This is a genomic window from Delftia sp. RIT313, assembly GCF_000632165.1.
Classification (GTDB): Bacteria; Pseudomonadota; Gammaproteobacteria; order Burkholderiales; family Burkholderiaceae_C; genus Comamonas; species Comamonas acidovorans.
In genome coordinates, this window is the sequence record NZ_JFYT01000046.1 from 118003 (window position 1) to 138541 (window position 20539).

Here is a 20539-nt window from a genome sequence, read left to right on the forward strand (position 1 = left end):
GGCAATGAAGGTGGAACAGGCGGCGGCCGGCGAGCCCCATGCAATCGATGCGCTGCAGCGGCCGCACATCGTCTTCGAGGGCGTGCGCAAGCACTACCCGGGCACGGGCACGGGAAGGAGCGCGGGCGAGCCCGTGCACGCACTGCAGGCGCTGAGCTTCGAGGTGGCGCGTGCCGAGGTGTTCGGCATCATCGGCCGCAGCGGCGCCGGCAAATCCACGCTGCTGCGCACCATCAATGCGCTGGAGCGGCCCAGCAGCGGCCGCGTGCTGGTGGACGGCACCGATGTCGCCACGCTGGACGAGGACGCGCTGGTGGCGCTGCGCCGGCGCATCGGCATGATCTTCCAGCACTTCAACCTCCTGTCCTCGCGCACGGTGTACGAGAACGTGGCCCTGCCGCTGCAGGCCGCAGGCTGGCGGCCCGCGCTCGTGCGCGCGCGGGTGGATGAGCTGCTGGCCCTGGTGGGGCTGGCGGACAAGAGCGGCGCCTATCCGGCCCAGCTCTCGGGCGGGCAAAAGCAGCGCGTGGGCATTGCACGCGCGCTGGTGCACGAGCCCGAAATCCTGCTGTGCGACGAGGCCACCTCGGCCCTGGACCCCGAGACCACGCAGTCCATCCTGGAGCTGCTGCGCGAGATCAACCGCAAGCTGCGGCTGACCATCGTGCTCATCACGCACGACATGGCCGTGATCCGCGAGGTCTGCGACCGCGTGCTGGTGCTGGACCAGGGCCGGCTGCAGGAGATCGGCGAAGTCTGGAAGCTGTTTGCGGCACCGCGCTCGGAGGCGGCGCGTGCGCTGCTGCGGCCGCTGCGGCAGGCCTTGGCGGCCGACCTGGAACTGGTGGCGGCGGCCGATGGCCCGGAGGCCGTCGCCGTGCTGGCCATCGGATGGGCCGACGGCGGCAGCCAGCAGGGCCTGCCGCTGGCGCAGCTTCAGGTGCTGGGCCCGCGTGCCCGCTTGCTGCAGGGCGGGCTGGACTGCATGCGCGGGCGTTCGCAGGGCCGCCTGCTGGTGGGCGTGCCGGTGCAGGATCTGCCGTCGGCACCCTCGCCGCTTTCACCGCTCTCACCGCTCTCACCCCTTTCACCGGCCGCGCTGTCTTCCCTTCAACAGGCGCTGGGCGCCGATTCACTGCAACTGCTTGGCCATGTCCCTGCCCCCGCTCGATAAATACCTGCAGGCCTTTCTGGAAACCCTGCTGATGGCGGGCGCGTCCTCGCTGATCGCCATCGTTGCCGGGCTGGCGCTGGCCATCGTGCTGCACACCACGGCGCCGGGCGGGCTCTATGCCAGGCCGCGGCTGTACCGGGGGCTGTCGGCGGCGGTGAACATCGGCCGGGCCATTCCCTTCATCATCCTGCTGGTGGCCCTGCTGCCGGTGACGCGCGCCATCGTGGGCACCACGCTGGGCACCTGGGCGGCGGTGGTGCCGCTATCGGCCAACCTGATTCCGTTCTTTGCGCGCATCGCCCAGGTGAGCCTGGGCGAAGTGGACGGCGGCCTGGTGGAGGCGGCGCGCGCCATGGGCCTGCGCCGCCCGCAGATCGTGCGCCAGGTGCTGCTGCCCGAGGCGCTGCCGGGCCTGATCGGCGGCATGACCGTGAGTGTGATCGCCATGGTCAATGCCTCGGCCATGGCGGGCGCCGTGGGGGCGGGCGGCCTGGGCGACCTGGCCATCCGCTACGGCTACGAGCGCTATGAGACGCGCGTGATGTTCGAGGTCATCGTCATCCTGGTGGCCCTGGTGTCGGTGCTGCAGTTCGGCGGCGAGTGGCTGGCGCGCCGTGCCGACCACCGGCGTTCGATCTCTTGAGATGATTTAGAAATAACAGACTGAATTTTTATTATTTTTGGTTTTTTCGACTTGTCTCGACAATGGCCTGCAGCAGCATTCGGGCTGCTGATTCTTTTCCGAGACGCTTCGATGACCCACACCACACGCCCCGCCTGGCCTTCCCCTCTTGCCGGCCGCACTGCCATGAAGCCGGGCGTGGCCATCGTCTGTGGCGTCCACCATGTCCAGCTGTCCTTCCCGGCGCGCGCCCAGGCGGCCATGGAGCGCTTTTATGGCGAAGTGCTGGGCCTGTCTGCCCTGACCGTTGCCGGGCGTCCGGGCCTGAGCTTTCTGGCCGGCGGGCAGCGCATCGATCTGGTGCCCTACAAGGGGCAGTCCGGCGGCACCGAGCGCGCGGCGGGCAACCTGGTACACCTGGCGCTGACGGTCAGCGACGTGGATGCGCTGCGCCAGCAGTTGCTGGTGCACGGCGGCCTGGCGCTGGAGGTGGCGCCCGTGAGCGAGGGCCGGCGCTGCTATGCGCGCGACCCCGCAGGCAATCTGATCGAGCTGCTGGAGCTGCCCCGCGAGGCAGCGGCCGATGCCCCGGATGAGCCGGCCGTGGCCTGTTCGGCCTGAAGCCTCTCGCCGTTCCCCTCTCTCTTTCCTTCCTGCTTTTGCCTTCCACAGGCCCGGGCCGCACCGGCCCCGGGCGGAGCCTTGCCCATGAACTTCCAGCAACTGCGCTATGTGCGCGAAACCGTGCGCCGCGGCTACAGCCTGACCGAGGTGGCCCACACGCTGCACACCTCCCAGCCCGGCGTGAGCCGGCAGATCCGCGAACTGGAGGAAGAACTGGGCGTGGAGATCTTCATCCGCGCAGGCAAGCGGCTGACCGGGCTGACGCCGCCCGGCGAAGCGCTGCTGCCCATCGTCGAGCGCCTGATGCTGGAGGCCGACAACCTGCGCCGCGTGGGCGCCGACTTCAGCGCCAGCGAGCAGGGCCGGCTGTCGATTGCCGCCACCCACTCCCAGGCCCGCTATGCGCTGCCCCACGTGGTGCGTGACTTCCGCCAGCGCTATCCGCAGGTGCGCCTGCACCTGCACCAGGGCTCGCCCGAACAGGTGGCGCAGATGCTGCGCAGCGGCGAGGCCGACATCGGCGTGGCCACCGAGGCGCTGGCCGGCTATGAAGGCCTGGTCGCGCTGCCCTGCTACCGCTGGACGCATGGCGTGGTCGTGCCGCCCGGCCACCCGCTGCTGCAGTCGCAGCATGCGCTGACGCTGGAGGCGCTTTCGCGCTTTCCCATCATCACCTACGAGCAGGGCTATACGGGCCGCGCCCACATCGACGAGGCCTTTGCGCGCGAGGGCCTGGAGCCCGACGTGGTGCTCACGGCCATGGATGCCGACGTGATCAAGACCTATGTGGAGCTGGACATGGGCGTGGGCATCGTCGCCTCGGTGGCGCTGGATGCCGAGCGCGACCAGGGCCTGCGCACGCTGGACGCCGGCCACCTGTTCGAGGTCAACACCACGCGGCTGGGCCTGCGCAAGGGCGCCTGGCTGCGCGGCTATGCCTATGCCTTCATCGAGACCTTCGTGCCCACGCTGACGCGCGAGGTGGTCGAGCAGGCCGTGCGCCAGGGCGTGGAGCCCGAGTAGGCAGACGAAGGGGGCCGGCCTCAGGCCGGCTCGCGCGCCATCTCCAGCAGGGTGTCGCCGGTCACGCGGTAGCGGATCCACTCGGTCTGGGGCAGGGCGCCCAGGCGGTCGTAGAACTCGATGGAGGGCAGGTTCCAGTCGAGCACGCTCCACTCGAAGCGGCCGCAGTCCTTCTCGACGGCGATCTGCGCCAGGCGGCGCAGCAGCGCCGTGCCCGCGCCCAGGCCGCGCGCCTCGGGCGTGACGTAGAGGTCTTCGAGGTACAGGCCGTGGCGGCCCTGCCAGGTCGAGTAATTGAAGAAGTAGACCGCAAAGCCCACGGGCTGGTCGCCATGCAGGCAGATCAGGCCGAAGACGGCGGGGTTGTCGGCAAACAGGGTGCGCTTCACATGCTCTGGCGTGGCCAGGACTTCATGCTCGGCTTTTTCATAGACGGCGAGTTCGCGCACGAAGCGGACGATGAGCTCGGCGTCATCGGGGGTGGCGGGTCGGATCTGTAGGGTGGTAGTCATTCAAACGCGGGGGAACACGGGAAACACGGTATTGCGGCGCAAGATGGCGCCGCAATCTCCGGTTTTAGCCGATTTTCGCGCCCGTGTCCGCCAGGGGCTGTTGCACCGGAAGGGGCAGGAACTGGCGCAGGATCTGGAAGTGGTCCTCGAAGAACGCGCTTTCCATGGCGGGCAGGTCGCAGACGGCCACCCAGCGCGCCAGTGCCGCATCGTCGCCGCCCTGCACGGGCGGCAGCGAGGGCAGCACGCCCAGGTCCAGGTAGTGCACATGGGTGATGGTGCGCCCGCGCAGGCTGCGGTCGGGGTGGTCGAAGACCTGCACGGACTGCAGGGCGGCCTGCAGATCGGCCTCGCTGAGCGTGGAGCAGGTCTCCTCGCGCAACTCGCGCAGGCAGGACTGCCACAGCGTGTCGCGCGGCTCCAGGAAGCCGCCCGGCAGGGCCCACAGGCCCAGGCCCGGGGCATGGCCGCGGCGTATCAGCAGGATGTGGTCCTGTTGCGCGTCTTCGTGCGGCACACGGCAGCGCAGCAGTGCGTCCACGGTCACGAAGACGGGCGGGTAGGGCGCCGCAGCCCAGGCCTGGCGGTACCGGGCCAGCATGCGCCATTCCTCGCACATCTGCGCATGGACGGGCGTGGTGGCCCAATGCCGCAGGAACTGCAGGGTGGCGGGAGGCACCTGGGCGGCCAGGGCCTCGAAGTCCACGCCGGATTCGCCGAAGTAGATGTCGCGCAGCGGCGTGGCGTCGAACTGGCCCAGGCGCGGCAGGCTGATCAGCTGCCAGCGCGGAAAGCGCGCAAGGTAGCCGCTGGTCGCATCCTTGAAATGGCCGACCAGGGCCACGCTGGCGCCTTCGGGCACGCAGGACTGCACGGCCTGCTGCACGGCCTGTACCCACAGCGGCTCGTTGTAGTAGTCGCGCACGGGCACGCAGTGCAGGCGGGCCGCGTCCGCGGGCGGCAGCGCCTCGCGCAGCATCTGCGCGCGTTCCTGCCAGCTGAAGGGGTTCTTGGGATTGGGCGCCTGCCAGGCGCTGCCCAGCACGACGACGATCTGCTCGGCACGCTCCAGCGCCGCACGCAGCAGTGCCATGTGGCCGTTGTGCAGCGGCTGGAAGCGCCCGATCAGCACGGCGGTGTGCACGCGCTCGCTGGTGGCCGGGGTTTCGGTGGGGGCGTCCATGGCGGCAGTCTCTTGCATAAACAGGCTCGGTGGCTTCACTCTGGCTTCATTCGTAGTGGGCGGCAATGGGCATCTGGCGGCCCGTGCCGAAGGCGCGCGGGCGCACGCGCAGTATGGGCGGGGCCTGCCGGCGCTTGTACTCGCTGCGGAAGATCATGCGCTTGACGCGGTCAACCAGCTCGGCCCCGCCGGGTTGGCCCAGCAGCTGGGTCACAAAGCGCTCGGCCGTGCCGTATTCGGCGGTGGACAGGTGCCGGCCCTCGATGGCGTATTTGAGGATTTCGTCCAGCACCGCATAGGGCGGCAGGCTGTCCTCGTCCTTCTGGTCGGGCGCCAGCTCGGCCGAGGGCGGCTTGTCGATGATGGCCTGGGGAATCAGCTCGCGGCCGGCACTGCGGTTGATGTGGCGCGACAGCTCGAAGACCTCGGTCTTGTACAGATCGCCCAGCAGGCCCAGGCCGCCGTTGGTGTCGCCATACAGCGTGCAGTAGCCCACCGAGATCTCGGACTTGTTGCCCGTGGTCAGCAGCAGGTGGCCGAAGGCGTTGGAGTACTCCATCAGCGTGGTGCCGCGGATGCGTGCCTGCAGGTTCTCCAGCGGCAGGCCCTGCAGCGGCTGGCCGAAGCTGGCCTCGAACTGGCGCGCATAGCCGTCGACCAGCTCGCGGATCGGGTGCTCGTGCAGCGTGATGCCCAGGTTGCGGCACAGGATCACCGAGTCATCGACCGAGCCGCTCGACGAAAAGCGCGAGGGCATGGTGACGGCCACCACGTTGTCCGCGCCCAGGGCCTCGGCCGCCAGGGCCAGGGTCAGCGCGCTGTCGATGCCGCCCGAGCTGCCCACCACCGCGCGCGTGAAGCCGCAGCGGCGCGCATAGTCGCGCAGGCCCAGCACGATCTGGCGGCGGTAGAACTCCATGGTGGGCAGGCCTTCGGCCGTCACGCTCATGCAGGGCTGGCCGGCCGCGTCGAGGAAGCGCCCGTCGTCGAACTGCAGCGTGCGCAGGTCTTCGACAAAGCGCTCGGCCTCGAAGACCACGCCGCGCCCGGGCTCCACCGCGAACGAGGCGCCGTCGAACACGATCTGGTCCTGGCCGCCGATCTGGTTCACGTAGAGGATGGGCAGGCCGTGGCGCGTGGCCGCCTGGCCGAAGATCTCGTGGCGCTGCTCGCGCTTGCCCAGGTGGCTGGGGCTGGCGTTGATGCTGACCACCAGGTCGGGGGCGGCGTCGGCCATGCGCGCGAAGGGGTTGGTGGCGTAGTCGGCCCCGGCGTCGTTCCAGCCGTCCTCGCACACCAGAAAGCCCACCTGGGCCTGGCCTATGCGCAGCACCTTGGCCGCGTCGGGGCCGGGCTCGAAGTGGCGGCGCTCGTCGAAGATGTTGTAGGTGGGCAGCAGCTGCTTGTCGTAGCGCAGGCGCACGGCGCCGTCCTTGAGCACCAGCAGGCTGTTGTGCAGCGGCTTGCCGGGCCCGCTGGCGCGCGTGGGTGCGCCGATGACCCAGTGCAATTGCGGCCACTGGCGCGTGGCCTGCAGCAGCTGCTGCAAGCCTTGCTCCAGGCGCTCGCGAAAGGCGGGCTCGTCCAGCAGGTCGCCAGGGTAGTAGCCGCACAGCGACAGCTCGGGAAAGACCAGCAGGTCGGCCTGCTCGTGCGCGGCGCGGGCAGCGGCCTCGGCCATGCGGGCCACGTTGCCGGCGATGTCACCGACGGTGGGGTTGAGTTGGGCAATGGTGATGCGCAGCATGAATGGAGCCTTGGCGGTGTCAGGCGGTGTCAGACGGCGACAGGCTGGGCCAGGCCGAAGACCTGGCGCAGATAGGCCAGATAGGTTTCGTCGTTGCACAGCGTCTTGCCCGGCGAGTCCGAGATCTTGGCCACGGGCTGGCCGTTGGCGTGGGTGAGCTTCATCACGATGTTGATGGTCTCCAGCCCCATGTCGTTGGTCAGCCGCGTGCCGATGCCGAAGCCCAGCTGTATGCGGTCGGCAAAGCGCTGGTACAGGGCCAGGGCCGTGTCCAGGTCCAGCCCGTCGGAGAACACCAGGCGCTTGGCCTGAGGGTCTATGCGCAACTTCTGGTAGTGGGCGATGGCCTTCTCGCCCCAGGCATACGGGTCGCCCGAGTCGTGCCGCAGCCCGTCGAAGAGCTTGGCGAAATACATGTCGAAATCGGCCAGGAAGGCATCCATGCCTACGGTGTCGGTCAGGGCCACGCCCAGGTCGCCCCGGTACTCCTGCACCCAGTCCTCCAGCGCGGCGATCTGGAAGTCGCGCAGGCGCACGCCCTGGGCCTGGTAGCTCTGCAGGTACTCATGGGCCATGGTGCCTATGGGCACGATGCCGAAGTCGCGCGCCAGCAGCACGTTGGACGTGCCCTTGAACCACTGCGCCGTCTGCGTGGCAAAGGCCTGGACCACCTCGCGCTGCCAGGCGCCCGAGAAGCGCCGGCGCACGCCGAAGTCGAACAGCTCGAAGGGATTGCGCAGCCTGGCCTCGCAGGCCAGGTGGCGCAGGCGCTCGATCTTGCCGGCCAGGCGCCTGCGGCCTTCGGCCAGCGCCGCCTCCGCGTCGAAGCGCCGGAAATACAGCTCGTTGACGATGGCCAGCACATAGATCTCGAAGCCCATCACATGGACCTGGGGGCCCTTGGCCTCGATGTGCAGGGTGTCGCCATCGGCCCAGGTACGGATAAAGGCGCGCTGGAACTGGAAGATGCGCAGAAAGTCGATGAAGTCGCTCTTCATGAAGCGCAGCCCGCCCAGGTAGGCCAGGTCTTCGGGCGTGAAGCGCAGCGCGCACAGGGCGTCCAGCTCGCGCTCCACCTCGGGCAGCAGCTCGGCCAGCGGGAAGGCCGTCTTCGTGCGGCAGACGAATTCGTACTCGGCCTCGGTCTGGGGATTGCGGTGCAGCATGGCCTGCCACATCGTGAATTTGTAGAGATCGGTGTCGAGCAGGCTGGTGATGATGGGAGCCATGGTGCGATGCTGGGGAAACAGGAAAGGGGGCTGCGCGCGGGACGGCGGTCCGGCCCCTACAGGTGGAGTTCTTGGCTGGAGGCCAGCCGCAATCCGCGGGCCTGCATGGCTGCCAGGAAATCACGGTGCGCGGACTCGAAGCCCGGCACCGGGCTCATGGCGTCGTGCATCAGCACGATGCGCTCAGGATGGGGAAGGTGCTCGACCAGATGCTCGACCGTGGAGCGCACGCAGTGACTGCTCGCCTCGCCTGCGACCACCAGCAGCCCGGCGCGGTCCAGCCGCTCCAGCAGGCCGGTGTTCAGCAGGGTCGCCGGATCGGCAGGGTCCGGCACCTCGGCCTGCAGGGCGCTGTAATGCTCGGTCCAGGGATTGAGCCCCTTGAAAACGTTGTACACGGCGCGCTGGCGCTGCTGCTGCCAGTCGCCGCAGGCCGCCAGCACATCGGCATGGATACCGTGGCCCCAACTGCCCACTTCGCAGTGCACGGGCCAGACCATCAGCGTGTAGCGGCTGTTGGCTTCGAGTGCATCCAGATAGTCCAGGCTGCGCTGCAGCGCCCCGGCGTTGCGCGGCCGGAACACCCCCGCCCGCACCTGCGCCGCCGTGATAGGGGTGAACGGCGCCACATCGCCGCTGTCGTCGCCATCGCCCTGTTGCCAGAAAGCCGGATGGGCAATGTCGTAGCGCTGGTGCGAGTCCAGCGTCACCGTGATGGCGTCAATTCTCGCCCCCTCGCGCCGTATCCAACCTGCAAGCCGCTGCATGTCGGCATGGGCGCCCGCCACGGGAAGGCTGGGACGTTGCCCGCCAGGACACCAGTCGTCAGGCAGATCGCAGAAATCGTTCTGGGGGTCTATGACCAGGAGCTGGGTGGTGGAAGATGGCATATATGAGGGTGCACGCAAGCAACAGTGCTTGGCAGGTGCATCAGGTCAATGCTTCAGTGTAGTGCTGCAGGAACCTCGTCTGTCACCAAGGCTTGATCCTGCCGCTTCTGCAGGAGCTGTGAAATACGGCGCCACATCCCTGTCAAGGCCAGGGCGAAACGAGAAGGGGAAGCGACTTCGGAACATGATGCGGAACCTACAATGGGAGGTTTTACGTATTCCCTGGGTGGTTTGGACCGTTTCATACGGCAATAGCGCTGGTTTCGGGCGTGCCCTGCATCAACCGAATGCGTTCATTCGGTAGCTTTTGATTATCAATATGGCTTCCCTTCAGGTAACAACGACTTTCATGGGCATAGGGTTGGCCGCGCTGATCCTGTACCTGATTCGGCGCGACCACCTCTATCTCATGCACGGCCTGTTCTGGGTGGTCGTTGCCGTGGCTGCCGTCGTGCTGGGCGTCTGGCCCGGGATGATCAACCGCCTGGCAGCGGTGCTGGGCATCAGCTATCCACCGGCCATGCTGCTGCTGCTGGCCAGCATCGTCCTGCTCATCAAGGCCTTGCATGCCGACATGGTCAACACCCGCATCGAGCGCGATGTGCGGCGGCTGAACCAGCGGTTGGCAATGCTGGAGGCCGATGCTGAAAATCTTCGTCACGCTTCTTCTGACTCCTCGTCCTCATGACCTCTCCTCTGCTTCCCGTTATTTTGTGTGGGGGCTCCGGCACCCGGTTGTGGCCGCTCTCGCGTGAAACCTATCCAAAGCAGTTCCTGGCACTTGGCGGTGACGGGGTATCCATGCTGCAAGACACAGCGAAGCGATTGGATGGTGTGGCCTCCCATATCCCGAAGGCCCCTCCTATCGTGATCTGCAATGGCGAGCATCGCTTTCTGGCTGCTCAACAGTTGCATGAAGCAGGTATCGAAGGAGCCAGGCTGGTGCTGGAGCCTGTGGGCCGCAATACGGCTCCTGCGTTGACACTTGCCGCCCTTGTGGCAGAGCCGCACGCGGTAATGCTCGCAATGCCCGCTGACCATGTGATGAACAATCTGACCCAGTTGCATGAAGCTGTGCAGACAGCGTGGCAACTGGCCAAGGACGGGGCCATGGTGACCTTCGGCATCGTGGCCAATCGCCCGGAAACAGGTTACGGCTACATCCAGAAGGCTCAGGCGATTGAAGGCCACGCAGCCTTTGCCATCATGAGCTTTGCTGAGAAGCCCAGCCTGGAGGTGGCACAAACCTACCTTGAAAGCGGCAACTACCTGTGGAACAGCGGACTGTTCATGGTCCGCGCGGACCAGTGGCTGAAGGCCATGGCCGCACTGCAGCCTCAGATGCTGCAGGCCTGCCAGGCTGCCATCGAAAAAAGCTGCCAGGATCTGGACTTCATCCGTCCCCACAGCGAAATCTTCGCCAGTTGCCCCGCTGACTCGATCGACTATGCGGTCATGGAGCACTTGCCTAGCAATCATGACCTGGGGATTCCCGCTCGCGTGGTGCCCCTGGATGCCGGCTGGTCCGACCTTGGCGCCTGGGATGCCTTGTGGGACGTGCTGCCGCGTGATGCCCAAGGCAACGCTCACGCGGGCCAGACGTTGGCAATCGATACGAAGAACAGCTTGCTGTTTTCCGAGACATGCCTTGTGGCTACTGTGGGAGTGGACAACATCGTCGTGGTGGAAACCGCCGATGCCATCCTGGTGGCGGATAAGCGCCGGACACAGGATGTCAAGAAGATCGTGGCTGAGCTGAAAGCTCAAAAGCGCAAGCTGGCCTCCTCGCATCGCAAGGTGCACCGTCCCTGGGGCTGGTACGACAGCATCGACAGCGGCGAGCGCTTCCAGGTCAAGCGCATCGTGGTCAACCCCGGTGCGCAGCTCAGTCTGCAGATGCACCATCACCGGGCAGAGCACTGGGTGGTGGTCAAGGGAACGGCGGAGGTGACAAATGGAGACAAGACCTTCCTGCTGGCGGAAAACGAATCCACCTTCATCCCGTTGGGCCATACGCATCGCCTGGCCAACCCCGGCAAGGTTCCGCTGGAAATCATTGAAGTCCAGTCGGGCAGTTATCTGGGGGAAGACGATATCGTTCGATTCGAGGATACCTATGGCCGATTAGCGACGGCATTGGAGAGTAATTGAGTATGCCAGGCCTTGCCATGCTACGAGCCCTATGGGTGTATCGCGGCTTTGTATGGAGCAGCGTCATGCGGGAATTTCATGGGAAATATCGTGAGTCGCTGCTGGGTGCGTTCTGGTCAGTGGCCAATCCACTGACCATGATCATCATCTATACCGTGGTGTTTGGTCAGCTCATGCGTCCGACGCTTCCAGGGCATGAGCAGATGCCGTTTGCTTTCAGTATTTATTTATGTGCAGGAGTGGTCACCTGGAATCTGTTTGCGGAGATGCTCGGTCGATTGAATGGCGTATTTCTTGAAAATGGAAATCTGATCAAAAAATCCAATTTCCCGAGAGTTTGCCTACCTGTCATTGTTACGATTTCCGCACTTATAAATTTTGGTATTGTCTTCGGATTTTACTTAATATTTTTGATGATTATTGGACATTGGCCAGGTTGGGCCATATTGGCATTTCTACCCTTGCTTTTGCTTCAGTTGTTGTTTACCTTGGGATTGGGGATATTCCTTGGTACGCTCAATGTTTTCTTTCGTGATGTAGGGCAATTCACCGCCGTGATCTTGCAGTTTTGGTTCTGGCTTACACCAATAGTTTATACATTGCCCGCATTGCCTGAAAAATTCCGCAGATTGATTCAATACAATCCCATGCAGGCTCTGATATCAGCATATCAGGATATTTTCCTTGCCAAAGCTATGCCAAATCTGCTTTCATTGCTTCCGTTGGTAGGCTTTACGGTGATATTTCTGCTGCTCGGATCGTATTTTTTTCTCACCCGCTCGGGTGAACTCGTGGATGAACTCTGATGGAAATCTTAGTCGTTTCCAATGTGGGAAAAGCATACAAACGCTATGCAAGAAAATGGTCTCGTGTGCGTGAATGGCTGACTGATAAGCCAAATCATGAGAAAAATTGGGTTTTGCGCGATCTCAATTTCAGCGTTAATCGCGGAGAGTCTGTAGGTATTTTGGGTGTCAATGGTGCTGGTAAAAGCACTTTGTTGAAAATCATAACAGGAACCACTCAACCAACAACGGGCTCCGTCACTATTCATGGCCGTGTTGCCGCATTGCTTGAGCTTGGCATGGGTTTCCATCCTGATTTTACTGGGCGGCAGAATATATTCATAGCTGGTCAATTGCTGGGTCTGCGTTCCGATGAAATTGCAGCAAATATGAATAATATAGAAGCATTTGCCGAAATTGGTGACTATATAGATCGACCAGTAAGAACATATTCCAGTGGAATGCAGATGCGATTGGCGTTCAGTGTTGCGACCGCTGTAAGACCTGATGTGCTTATCGTAGATGAAGCGTTGTCCGTGGGAGATGCGTACTTTCAGGCAAAGTGTTTCCAGCGCATTGCGTATTTCAAGGAGCAAGGCATGACATTGCTCCTCGTATCCCACAGTCCGGGTGATGTTGTCAAACACTGTGAGCGCGCCATTCTTCTCAAAGATGGTCGCATAGAACAGGATGGTTCCTCCCGGTCGGTAACAAATGTGTATCTCGATGAGCTATTTGGTAGAAAAAAGGACATCGGGACGCAATCATCGGTGGTAGCTGAGGATTCTGCGCAGAAATTGGTGAGCGGTGGAAATCTTGACGTTTTTCATACACGTCCTGGATACCATAAACAAGAACATCGCTGGGGGCACGGTGGTGCCGTTATCCTGGATTATATATTTTCATCTAATGGGGAAGATTATTCTTCAAGGTTAGAAAGTAATTCTGTCACAGACTTTTATTTTAAGGTTAGATTTGAATCGGATTTTGATAGTGTCGTTCCTGGGTTCCTGATAAAGACCTTGGAGGGAATTTTCCTGTATGGGACCAATTCCTTTGTTTCCACTGGAGAAGAAGAGAGTATTTCCGTCTCTGCTGGTGAGATCAAGATATTTCAATTCTCACTGCCGTTGTCGCTCAATGAAGGACACTATATGGTGTCTTTTGGTATTTCATCTGGCCTCCCTTTGCAAGAATTGACTCCTCTTGATCGTCGCTATGACGCTCTGATGATCAACATTGGGCGTCCACAGAAGTTCTGGGGAATTGTTGATTTGAAAGCCTCTTTCCATTGCCATGAATCGAAATCGGAGGCATTTGTCGCATGATTGAGCAGCTTGTATCGCGACTCCCAGAAATTTATCAGCCTATATTTGGGCATCCAGAATTATCAGGGCAGGTGTCTCGTCCTTGCATAGATAGACTGGCCAAGATAGTGCAAATCCATGATGGATTATGCCATGTACTTGGTAGACAGCTAAATGTACTTGATCTCGGGTGTGCGCAAGGTTATTTCAGTCTTAGTTTGGCCAAACAAGGCGCTAATGTCTGTGGCATTGATTTTCTTGATAAAAATATAGATGTCTGCAACGCCTTGGTAAAAGAGAACCCAGGGTTGCAGGCTAGATTTGAAACTGGCCGTGTGGAAGATGTTGTGGACCGGCTGGAATCAGGTCAGTATGACTTGGTTCTGGGTCTTAGTGTCTTTCATCATATTGTTCATGAAAAGGGAATTCCTACAGTTAAGGCCCTATTGGAGCGTATTGCAGCTCAAAGCGGGGCTTTGATTGTTGAGCTGGCATTGCGGGAAGAGCCGCTGTATTGGGCGTCGACGCAGCCTGATGATCCATATGAGCTAATAGAGGGGATAGCATTTGTGCATGAAGTGGCTCGTTATGCTACTCATCTCGCTCCAATCCCACGGCCACTATTCGTTGCCAGCAGTCAATATTGGATTCTTGGCGACAAGGCAGAAAAATTTGAAGATTGGGCCTGCGATCCACACGCTTTGGCGAATGGAACCCATCAAGGTAGTCGCCGCTATTTCTTTGGTAAAAATAACTTCTTGAAAACATATCGAATTAATCATTCGAGAGGCGAATTCAATAGGTCTGAATTTAACAAAGAGGTTGAATTCATAAGTAATCCCCCTGCAGGGTTTCTTGTTCCGAGATGCCTATATGTAGGGGAGAATGAAAGCACCGCATGGATTGTCACGGAGCGGCTCCAGGGTGAGTTACTGTTGGATTTTTTGCGCAAAAACGTAGATTTTGATCGAAAAGCTCTGTTGATTGCTGTGCTGGAGCAATTGTCTATATTGGAAAGCTCTGGGCTCTATCATAATGACGTGCGCGCCTGGAATATAATAAGAAGAGAAGACGGTGTTGTCTATTTAATCGACTGTGGCTCTATAACTTCCGAAGCGCGGGATTGCGTATGGCCAAGCAATATTTTTCTTTCCTTCTTTATTTTTGTGAAAGAAGTTGCTACGGGGTTAGTAGAAAATCCGAATGACAGTTTGCGGGAAATTTCCATTAGCCCATTTGGTCTGCCGCAGCCCTACCGTGCATGGGCTGAGGGAATATGGAGATTGCCGCCATCCGAGTGGTCCTTTGGGAAAATGTCTGAAACACTGTCGGATTTGAAAATAGATAATCTGCAAGTCCTTGCCTTGCAAGATTCTATGAGTATATGGATGAGGGCTATCGAAGATGCGATACAGGAACAAAAGGTATTAAATAAGCGTATTGCATCCAGATCGGATGACGATAAGCAGCGGCTATATGATGAAATTAAAAAGATCATCGACGCCCAGGCGGCAGAGATAAAAGGTGTAAGTGATTCCTTAGCAAAGTTCGAGATATTTTTAAGAGGCCAAATTCCGGAGATAGGTATTCTTCAACAGCGTATTGCCGGTACGCAGCAGCAATTTGAAGATGCTGAGGTAAAGCTTAGTGCCATAAAGCAAGAATCTGGCGAATTTGAGCGACGTGCCATTTTTGCGGAAAAAAGTGTCCAAGAACAAGCCAAAAAAATTGATGAACTTTCGGTAAGTTCCCATTATTGGTGGGAGCAATGCAATGTTTTAAAAGAGAGTTGGTCTTGGCGTATTACAGCACCCTTGCGATGGATGGCTTCCGGTCGTATTTCCGTCGTGATTAATCAGGCGTTTCGTAAGGTTGCAAACGGTTTTGTCCGAAAATCAATTATTCTCTTCCGCAAGCCTCTATCCTGGTTGATGGCACTTGTACTGCGCTATCCTCAATTGAGCTATCGCATAAATCGTTGGTTGCTGAATGAATATCCGGCACTACACCAGCAATTGCTTGGTGCGGCAAGACGCGATGGTGTAGTTTCTCCAGCTTCTGACCATCCTTCTCTGCCAAGGATGGTTGCAAGTCCTAGTGGCGAGCATCTGGTGAACGTCTCTCCATATGCCTGTCAGATATATATGGATCTTCAAACGGAAATTAAAAAAACAAAAGGGACGATTGATGCGAATTGTAATTGATATGCAGGGGGCTCAGACTGAGAGCCGATTTCGCGGTATTGGCCGTTATACGCTTGCCTTCTCCCTGGCAATCGCAAGAAATCGCGGAAAAAACGAAGTAATTTTGGCGCTGAATGGCATTTTTCAGGAGTCAATAAATACTATACGCGCAGCATTTGAGGGCGTACTGCCCCAAGAGAATATCCGTATCTGGAATGCGCCTGGACCGGTTCGAGACGACTCCGATGAAAATCAGAATCGTCGTGAAGTCGCTCAACTAATTCGTGAAGAATTTTTGCTTTCATTGCGGCCTGATATTATCCATGTGTGCAGCCTCTTTGAGGGATATGGAGATGACGCGGTTACCAGCATAGGGCTTTTCGACAAAAAAACAAAAATTAGTGTAACTGTTTTTGATTTTATTCCGCTACTGCACTCTGATCAATACCTTTTGCCGAATCAGAGCTATAAGAGTCATTATTTTAGGAAAATTGACTCCTTACGCAAGGCTGCGTTATTTCTCGCTATCTCGGAATCTTCAAAAGAAGAAGCATTGACTAATATGAATTTGCGAGAGGCCGTGGTGTTGAACGCCAGTCTCGGAGCCGATGCTATTTTTCAAGTCAGAGAAATCAATACTCTTGACGCGAAGTCATTGCAAGAAAAAATCGGAATCACTCGACCTTTTGTTTTGTACACAGGTGGGGCTGATGAACGAAAGAATTTAAAGCGTTTGATTGAAGCTTGGTCTTTACTTCCCACTGAATTGAGACAGCATCATCAGCTGCTTTTTGCAGGACGTATGCCAAGTGGTTTGATGCTCGAACTACGGGATGCTGCAAAGACATATGGATTGGCTTCAGATGAGTTGCTATTTAGTGGGTATGTGGATGATGAAGAGTTAGTCAAACTTTATAATCTTTGCAAATTATTCGTCTTTCCCTCTCTGCATGAAGGATTTGGTCTTCCTCCACTAGAGGCCATGGCATGTGGAGCTGCTGTAATTGGATCTAATAGCACAAGTATTCCAGAAGTCATTGGACTAGAAGCAGCCCTATTTGACGCGTCTGATGTCATGGATATACAGCGTAAGATCAGTGAAGTGCTTGTGGATGAAAATTTTTTAAAGAGTTTGCGCCAGCATGGATTGATTCAATCCAAGAAATTCACCTGGGATCGTTCCGCCGAATGTGCTATGAAAGCCTGGCAGGATGAATTGAATAAAAAAGACAGCCAACCAGAATATCCGTATACACGCGTTGATCTTCTGAGTTCGATTGCTCCCTTTCTGGGCGCGGCAAAAAATGAAGAGTTGCTGCGTTTGGCAACACAGATTGCAGAGAATCGGGCTGCTGGAGATGAGCGTCAGCTATTCTTGGATATTTCCGAACTTTGTAAAAATGATGCGGCTACTGGTGTTCAGCGCGTTGTACGAAGCTATCTGCTTCATCTCTTGAATAACCCTCCACCGGGATTCCGGGTGGAGCCTGTTTATGCCGTGATCGGAGAGAATTATCGCTACGCGTATTCCTATTCTGCAAACGTTCTGGGTCGACCTGCACCAATTGAGCAAGATCCACTTTTGAGATGGCAGCGTGGAGATATTTTTTTTGGTTTGGACATGCAACACCATGTTCAGCTCGAGCAAGCCGATTTCTATTCTCAACTAAGGAGAAATGGGGTCGTTGTAAAATTTCTTGTTTATGACTTGCTTCCAATTCAGTTGGCAGATTTGTTTCAGGCAAACGAATTGAAAATATTGCATGAGCAATGGCTGGAGATGATTGCGTCTCAGGATATGGCGATATGCATTTCCAAGGCTACAGCCAATGCCTATAAAAACTGGATAAAAGAAAAAAATATCCTATGTAATCCCGCGCTTGTCATTGACTGGGTACACATGGGGGCAGATATTGATGGCTCTCTTCCTTCCAAAGGAATTCCAAAAGATGCCCAAAGTGTTTTGCAAAAACTGAAAACTCGCCCAACTTTCCTTTCTGTATCCACACTTGAGCCACGTAAGGGGCAAGCGCAGATTTTGGATGCAGTGGAAAAATTATGGGCTGAAGGTGAAGATGTCAATTTGGTCTTTGTTGGTCAACTGGGATGGAAGGTTGAATCACTGGCTTCGCGCCTTAAATGTCATTCACAGAATGGTCAGCGACTTTTCTGGCTTAAAGGCATTAGTGATGAGTATTTGGATCAAATATATGCATGCAGTACTTGCTTAGTTGCAGCTAGCCTCAACGAGGGTTTTGGTCTACCACTTATTGAGGCCGCACGCCATGGTATTTCCATTGTTGCAAGAGATATCCCTATTTTCAGAGAGGTTGCAGGAGAAAATGCTCATTATTTTGAAGGCTTGACTGGTGATCATCTTGCTTCTTCTTTAAAGATATGGTTGAGAGATCATAAAAATGATGACTTCCCGAAATCTACGGCTATAGAGTGGCTGTCTTGGAGTGACAGTACAGCGGTACTCAAGAATAAACTCGTTCACGAAAACTACAAGCGAAAGCAGTTGTTAGTAGATGTTTCCGAGCTAGTTCAGCATGACGCCAGAACAGGCATTCAACGAGTTGTCCGAGCCATTCTTGGTGAGTGGCTACGCAATCCACCAGAAGATTACCGAATCGAGCCGGTGTATGCAACATCGAATCAGGGGTACCGCTATGCTCGCATATTCACCTCGAAATTTACCGGTCAATCGGATAGGAACTTGGTAGATGAGGTTATAGATTATTCGCCAGGAGACATATTTTTCTCGCTTGATCTTAATCATCATATTCCTAGAATACATCAGTCTTATTTGGAAAAGTTATATGCATCTGGGGTTGATGTTCGTTTCATGGTTTATGACTTGCTGCCAATTCAATTCCCACAGTTCTGGGATCAGAAAAACAGCATCTATGAAATCGTAGAAGATTGGATGCTAGCAATTGCGAGTTTTGGCGGAGTGGTGTGCATTTCCCGGACAGTGGCTGAAGATATGGAAGAGTGGATTAATAAAAAGGCTATTCGCCGCAGTCGCTCTTTCAAAATTGACTGGTTCCATCTGGGCGCTGATGTTCATCACTCTCTCCCAAGTCGAGGTTTGCCACACAATGCAAATAAGGTTTTGGAATTACTTCGTAGTCGTATCAGTTTCTTGATGGTCGGTACGCTCGAGCCTAGAAAAGGGCATCGCGAAGTATTGGATGCATTTGAGCAGCTATGGGATGCTGATGTTGATGTGAATCTGGTCATCGTTGGAAAAGAGGGCTGGATGGTAGATACTTTTGTAAAGCGTCTGCGTGCACACTCAAGATTAAACAAAAAATTATTTTGGTTAGATGAAGCCAGCGATGAATATTTGGAAGAAATTTATAATAGCAGTGCATGTTTAATAGCGGCATCGTACGGAGAAGGATTTGGTCTGCCACTGATTGAAGCAGCTCAACACAATCTTCCCATAATTGCCAGAGATATAAAAATATTCCGTGAAGTCGCGGGTGACCATGCATTCTATTTTGGTAGAGAAGGTTCTGAGAATTTGATGAAATCCTTGGAGGCTTGGTTAGATTTATATTGGGCGAAAAAACATGTGTTTGCCAATAAAATGCCTTGGATGACTTGGAAGGAGAGTGCAGGGAAGTTATTGGAGATCGTGAAAAATGTGGGTTGAAAAAATAAAAAAGATACACGTTTTCCTTTTTTCTTTGACATGTTATTACTTAATTCATAGACTGACTGATTTATTTCCTGTCAACGGTGGTGCTGGATTTGATGGGTCAGTTTATCTTGAATACATATTGAAGATAGCTGCCGGTGTAGATATACACAATGATCCGTACCGGCTGATGAGAGTTTCAGGATTCATTCCAGCCATTTTTATGGCTTACCTTGGTTTGGGAGTGCGTGAATTAATTCTGTTTCAGGCTATATTGAATTCTGTCATGTTGGCTATGGGGGCCGCTATTTTTTTTAGCACGTGCCAACAGTTGACAGGAAAAAAAACTGAATCATTAATTGCGACGGGCACATTATTTTTTAGTTGGCCATATCTTGTGATGCCAATTTATTATCCAATTTTGAGTGACCATATTGCATTGCTTGCTTCCATATTGGCTCTATGGGCGTGGGCGAGATCTTCTTGGGTTCTTTTGTGCGTAATCATATTTTTTTCGGTATGGTTAATGCCAGGTCTTTTTATTGTTCCCTTATTGTTGCTGGCTTTTCCTCGAGAGGGCGGTGATTTTAATATGGGGCAGGTTTCCCGAAATAGTGTTATTCGCAGTGTTTTGTTTTGTATTTTTCTAAGTGCTTCTGGATATTCTATTTATCGCCTGAATGGATTGTCTAATTCTGAAATAAATATGCATCCTCCAGGGTTTGATATTGGAATGGATGATTTAAAGGCGTGGTCTATTGTCCTTGTGGGTGTACTGATGGCTTGCACCGCATTTTCATGGTCATGGATTTTTTCTAGAAAGGAATTTTGGAAATTGATTTCTGTGAAACAATTAATGCTGGGACTGTGTATTGTTGCCTTGGGTATTATTTCCATAAACGCGATTATTGATTGGAGTTCTGGAAATCAAGGCCCTCCATTGTTCTATTTTCTGTTGCTGCAAGCCTCGGCGGCCCCTTTGAAGCCAATAGTGGCTCATTTCTTGTACTATGGACCCATATTTATTATGGCCTTGTGTTTTTGTCTTTTTTTGAATTATAAAATAAAGAGTAGAGCTGAGTTTTCTTTGCTCGTTGCGATTTCTGCGTATCTTCCATTGCTTATTTTTGGATCAGAAAGCCGCCAATGGATTGCTATATTTCCCGTTGCAATAACTTTCTTGATTCTTGTTGAGAAGAGAGTGAGGGTGCTTTTGCTTTTACTTGCTGGTGCACTTCTTCTTTGCTCTCCGGCGATTTTTTTAAAATCAGAAATAAATGCGGCAGTACTTAGCGGTTCAAATTATCTTAGTAATGAGTGGCAGTTGTATTTTGGACGTCAAGGGCCCTGGATGTCGCCTCGAATTTATATAATTGGTTTGATTTCGATGCTTACGTTCTTTGTGAGCTACGTAGCTGTGAGTCGGGATAAGACATAATTTAGTATATTTTTTACGGACG

At 56.1% G+C, this 20539-nt stretch carries 16 protein-coding genes; 11 read left to right on the forward strand and 5 right to left on the reverse strand.

Translation table 11 applies throughout. The features are described 5' to 3' along the window. Positions 1-4 precede the first annotated feature (4 nt). The 4 genes from BW39_RS13085 to BW39_RS13100 all read left to right on the forward strand — a co-directional run bounded on the left by BW39_RS13085 (position 5) and on the right by BW39_RS13100 (position 3443). Positions 5-1174, forward strand: a complete 1170-nt coding sequence (locus BW39_RS13085) for a methionine ABC transporter ATP-binding protein (RefSeq protein WP_043822170.1) — start codon at positions 5-7, stop codon at positions 1172-1174. Continuing rightward, entirely contained in the window at positions 1152-1817 is a 666-nt protein-coding gene (locus BW39_RS13090) for a methionine ABC transporter permease (protein ID WP_013800725.1), read from the forward strand. The genes BW39_RS13085 and BW39_RS13090 overlap by 23 nt, the downstream gene beginning before the upstream one ends. 111 nt (positions 1818-1928) lie before the next feature. Then, on the forward strand, positions 1929-2417 hold the full coding sequence (locus BW39_RS13095) for a VOC family protein (RefSeq protein ID WP_012207409.1): 489 nt from the start codon (positions 1929-1931) through the stop codon (positions 2415-2417). A gap of 87 nt (positions 2418-2504) precedes the next feature. Further along, complete coding sequence (locus tag BW39_RS13100) at positions 2505-3443, forward strand: CysB family HTH-type transcriptional regulator (protein ID WP_043822171.1); 939 nt, start codon at positions 2505-2507, stop codon at positions 3441-3443. Positions 3444-3463: 20 nt separating this feature from the next. On the opposite strand, the gene BW39_RS13105 is transcribed toward BW39_RS13100, so the two are convergent. From BW39_RS13105 to BW39_RS13125, 5 genes are all read right to left on the reverse strand, one after another. After that, positions 3464-3955, reverse strand: coding sequence for a GNAT family N-acetyltransferase (locus BW39_RS13105; protein WP_034397032.1), 492 nt, complete (start codon positions 3953-3955; stop codon positions 3464-3466). Positions 3956-4019: 64 nt separating this feature from the next. Beyond that, entirely contained in the window at positions 4020-5138 is a 1119-nt protein-coding gene (locus BW39_RS13110) for a bifunctional nicotinamide-nucleotide adenylyltransferase/Nudix hydroxylase (RefSeq protein WP_043822341.1), read from the reverse strand. 46 nt (positions 5139-5184) lie between these two features. Further along, positions 5185-6885, reverse strand: a complete 1701-nt coding sequence (locus BW39_RS13115; RefSeq protein ID WP_043822172.1) for an NAD+ synthase — start codon at positions 6883-6885, stop codon at positions 5185-5187. Positions 6886-6914: 29 nt separating this feature from the next. Then, the gene (gene pncB / locus BW39_RS13120) at positions 6915-8114 is read right to left on the reverse strand and encodes a nicotinate phosphoribosyltransferase (protein ID WP_043822174.1); all 1200 of its coding nucleotides are present in this window, start codon (positions 8112-8114) and stop codon (positions 6915-6917) included. Between the two features lie 56 nt (positions 8115-8170). Continuing rightward, positions 8171-9004, reverse strand: coding sequence for a cysteine hydrolase (locus BW39_RS13125; protein ID WP_043822175.1), 834 nt, complete (start codon positions 9002-9004; stop codon positions 8171-8173). A gap of 319 nt (positions 9005-9323) precedes the next feature. On the opposite strand from BW39_RS13125, the gene BW39_RS13130 reads away from it, so the two are divergent. Genes BW39_RS13130 through BW39_RS31015 form a run of 7 tightly spaced genes read left to right on the forward strand, consistent with a single transcriptional unit; the run spans position 9324 to position 20517 of the window. Then, the gene (locus BW39_RS13130; protein ID WP_034397028.1) at positions 9324-9692 is read left to right on the forward strand and encodes a DUF2304 domain-containing protein; all 369 of its coding nucleotides are present in this window, start codon (positions 9324-9326) and stop codon (positions 9690-9692) included. Next, a complete protein-coding gene (locus BW39_RS13135; protein WP_043822176.1) occupies positions 9689-11155 on the forward strand; it encodes a mannose-1-phosphate guanylyltransferase/mannose-6-phosphate isomerase in 1467 nt (488 codons plus the stop codon). The genes BW39_RS13130 and BW39_RS13135 overlap by 4 nt, the downstream gene beginning before the upstream one ends. 2 nt (positions 11156-11157) lie before the next feature. Continuing rightward, positions 11158-11961 carry an ABC transporter permease gene (locus tag BW39_RS13140; protein ID WP_043822178.1) on the forward strand — a complete coding sequence of 268 codons (804 nt, stop codon included), beginning with the start codon at positions 11158-11160 and terminating at the stop codon, positions 11959-11961. After that, positions 11961-13268 (forward strand): ABC transporter ATP-binding protein, encoded by a 1308-nt coding sequence (locus BW39_RS30340; RefSeq protein WP_081816195.1) that lies wholly within the window; start codon positions 11961-11963, stop codon positions 13266-13268. The genes BW39_RS13140 and BW39_RS30340 overlap by 1 nt, the downstream gene beginning before the upstream one ends. Continuing rightward, positions 13265-15451: a methyltransferase domain-containing protein gene (locus BW39_RS30345; protein ID WP_081816205.1), complete on the forward strand. Its 2187-nt coding sequence runs from the start codon at positions 13265-13267 to the stop codon at positions 15449-15451. Before BW39_RS30340 ends, BW39_RS30345 begins: the two co-directional genes overlap by 4 nt. Beyond that, positions 15435-19094 carry a glycosyltransferase family 4 protein gene (locus BW39_RS31010; protein WP_161786986.1) on the forward strand — a complete coding sequence of 1220 codons (3660 nt, stop codon included), beginning with the start codon at positions 15435-15437 and terminating at the stop codon, positions 19092-19094. The genes BW39_RS30345 and BW39_RS31010 overlap by 17 nt, the downstream gene beginning before the upstream one ends. After that, a complete protein-coding gene (locus BW39_RS31015; RefSeq protein ID WP_152547230.1) occupies positions 19084-20517 on the forward strand; it encodes a hypothetical protein in 1434 nt (477 codons plus the stop codon). The genes BW39_RS31010 and BW39_RS31015 overlap by 11 nt, the downstream gene beginning before the upstream one ends. Positions 20518-20539: the final 22 nt, after the last annotated feature.

Bases quoted from the DNA above. Each gene is read 5' to 3' on its own strand.
- BW39_RS13085 (WP_043822170.1), top strand. From the start codon at position 5: ATGAAGGTGGAACAGGCGGCGGCCGGCGAGCCCCATGCAATCGATGCG.
- BW39_RS13090 (WP_013800725.1), top strand. From the start codon at position 1,152: ATGTCCCTGCCCCCGCTCGATAAATACCTGCAGGCCTTTCTGGAAACC.
- BW39_RS13095 (WP_012207409.1), top strand. From the start codon at position 1,929: ATGACCCACACCACACGCCCCGCCTGGCCTTCCCCTCTTGCCGGCCGC.
- BW39_RS13100 (WP_043822171.1), top strand. From the start codon at position 2,505: ATGAACTTCCAGCAACTGCGCTATGTGCGCGAAACCGTGCGCCGCGGC.
- BW39_RS13105 (WP_034397032.1), bottom strand. From the start codon at position 3,955: ATGACTACCACCCTACAGATCCGACCCGCCACCCCCGATGACGCCGAG.
- BW39_RS13110 (WP_043822341.1), bottom strand. From the start codon at position 5,138: ATGGACGCCCCCACCGAAACCCCGGCCACCAGCGAGCGCGTGCACACC.
- BW39_RS13115 (WP_043822172.1), bottom strand. From the start codon at position 6,885: ATGCTGCGCATCACCATTGCCCAACTCAACCCCACCGTCGGTGACATC.
- pncB (WP_043822174.1), bottom strand. From the start codon at position 8,114: ATGGCTCCCATCATCACCAGCCTGCTCGACACCGATCTCTACAAATTC.
- BW39_RS13125 (WP_043822175.1), bottom strand. From the start codon at position 9,004: ATGCCATCTTCCACCACCCAGCTCCTGGTCATAGACCCCCAGAACGAT.
- BW39_RS13130 (WP_034397028.1), top strand. From the start codon at position 9,324: ATGGCTTCCCTTCAGGTAACAACGACTTTCATGGGCATAGGGTTGGCC.
- BW39_RS13135 (WP_043822176.1), top strand. From the start codon at position 9,689: ATGACCTCTCCTCTGCTTCCCGTTATTTTGTGTGGGGGCTCCGGCACC.
- BW39_RS13140 (WP_043822178.1), top strand. From the start codon at position 11,158: ATGCCAGGCCTTGCCATGCTACGAGCCCTATGGGTGTATCGCGGCTTT.
- BW39_RS30340 (WP_081816195.1), top strand. From the start codon at position 11,961: ATGGAAATCTTAGTCGTTTCCAATGTGGGAAAAGCATACAAACGCTAT.
- BW39_RS30345 (WP_081816205.1), top strand. From the start codon at position 13,265: ATGATTGAGCAGCTTGTATCGCGACTCCCAGAAATTTATCAGCCTATA.
- BW39_RS31010 (WP_161786986.1), top strand. From the start codon at position 15,435: ATGCGAATTGTAATTGATATGCAGGGGGCTCAGACTGAGAGCCGATTT.
- BW39_RS31015 (WP_152547230.1), top strand. From the start codon at position 19,084: ATGTGGGTTGAAAAAATAAAAAAGATACACGTTTTCCTTTTTTCTTTG.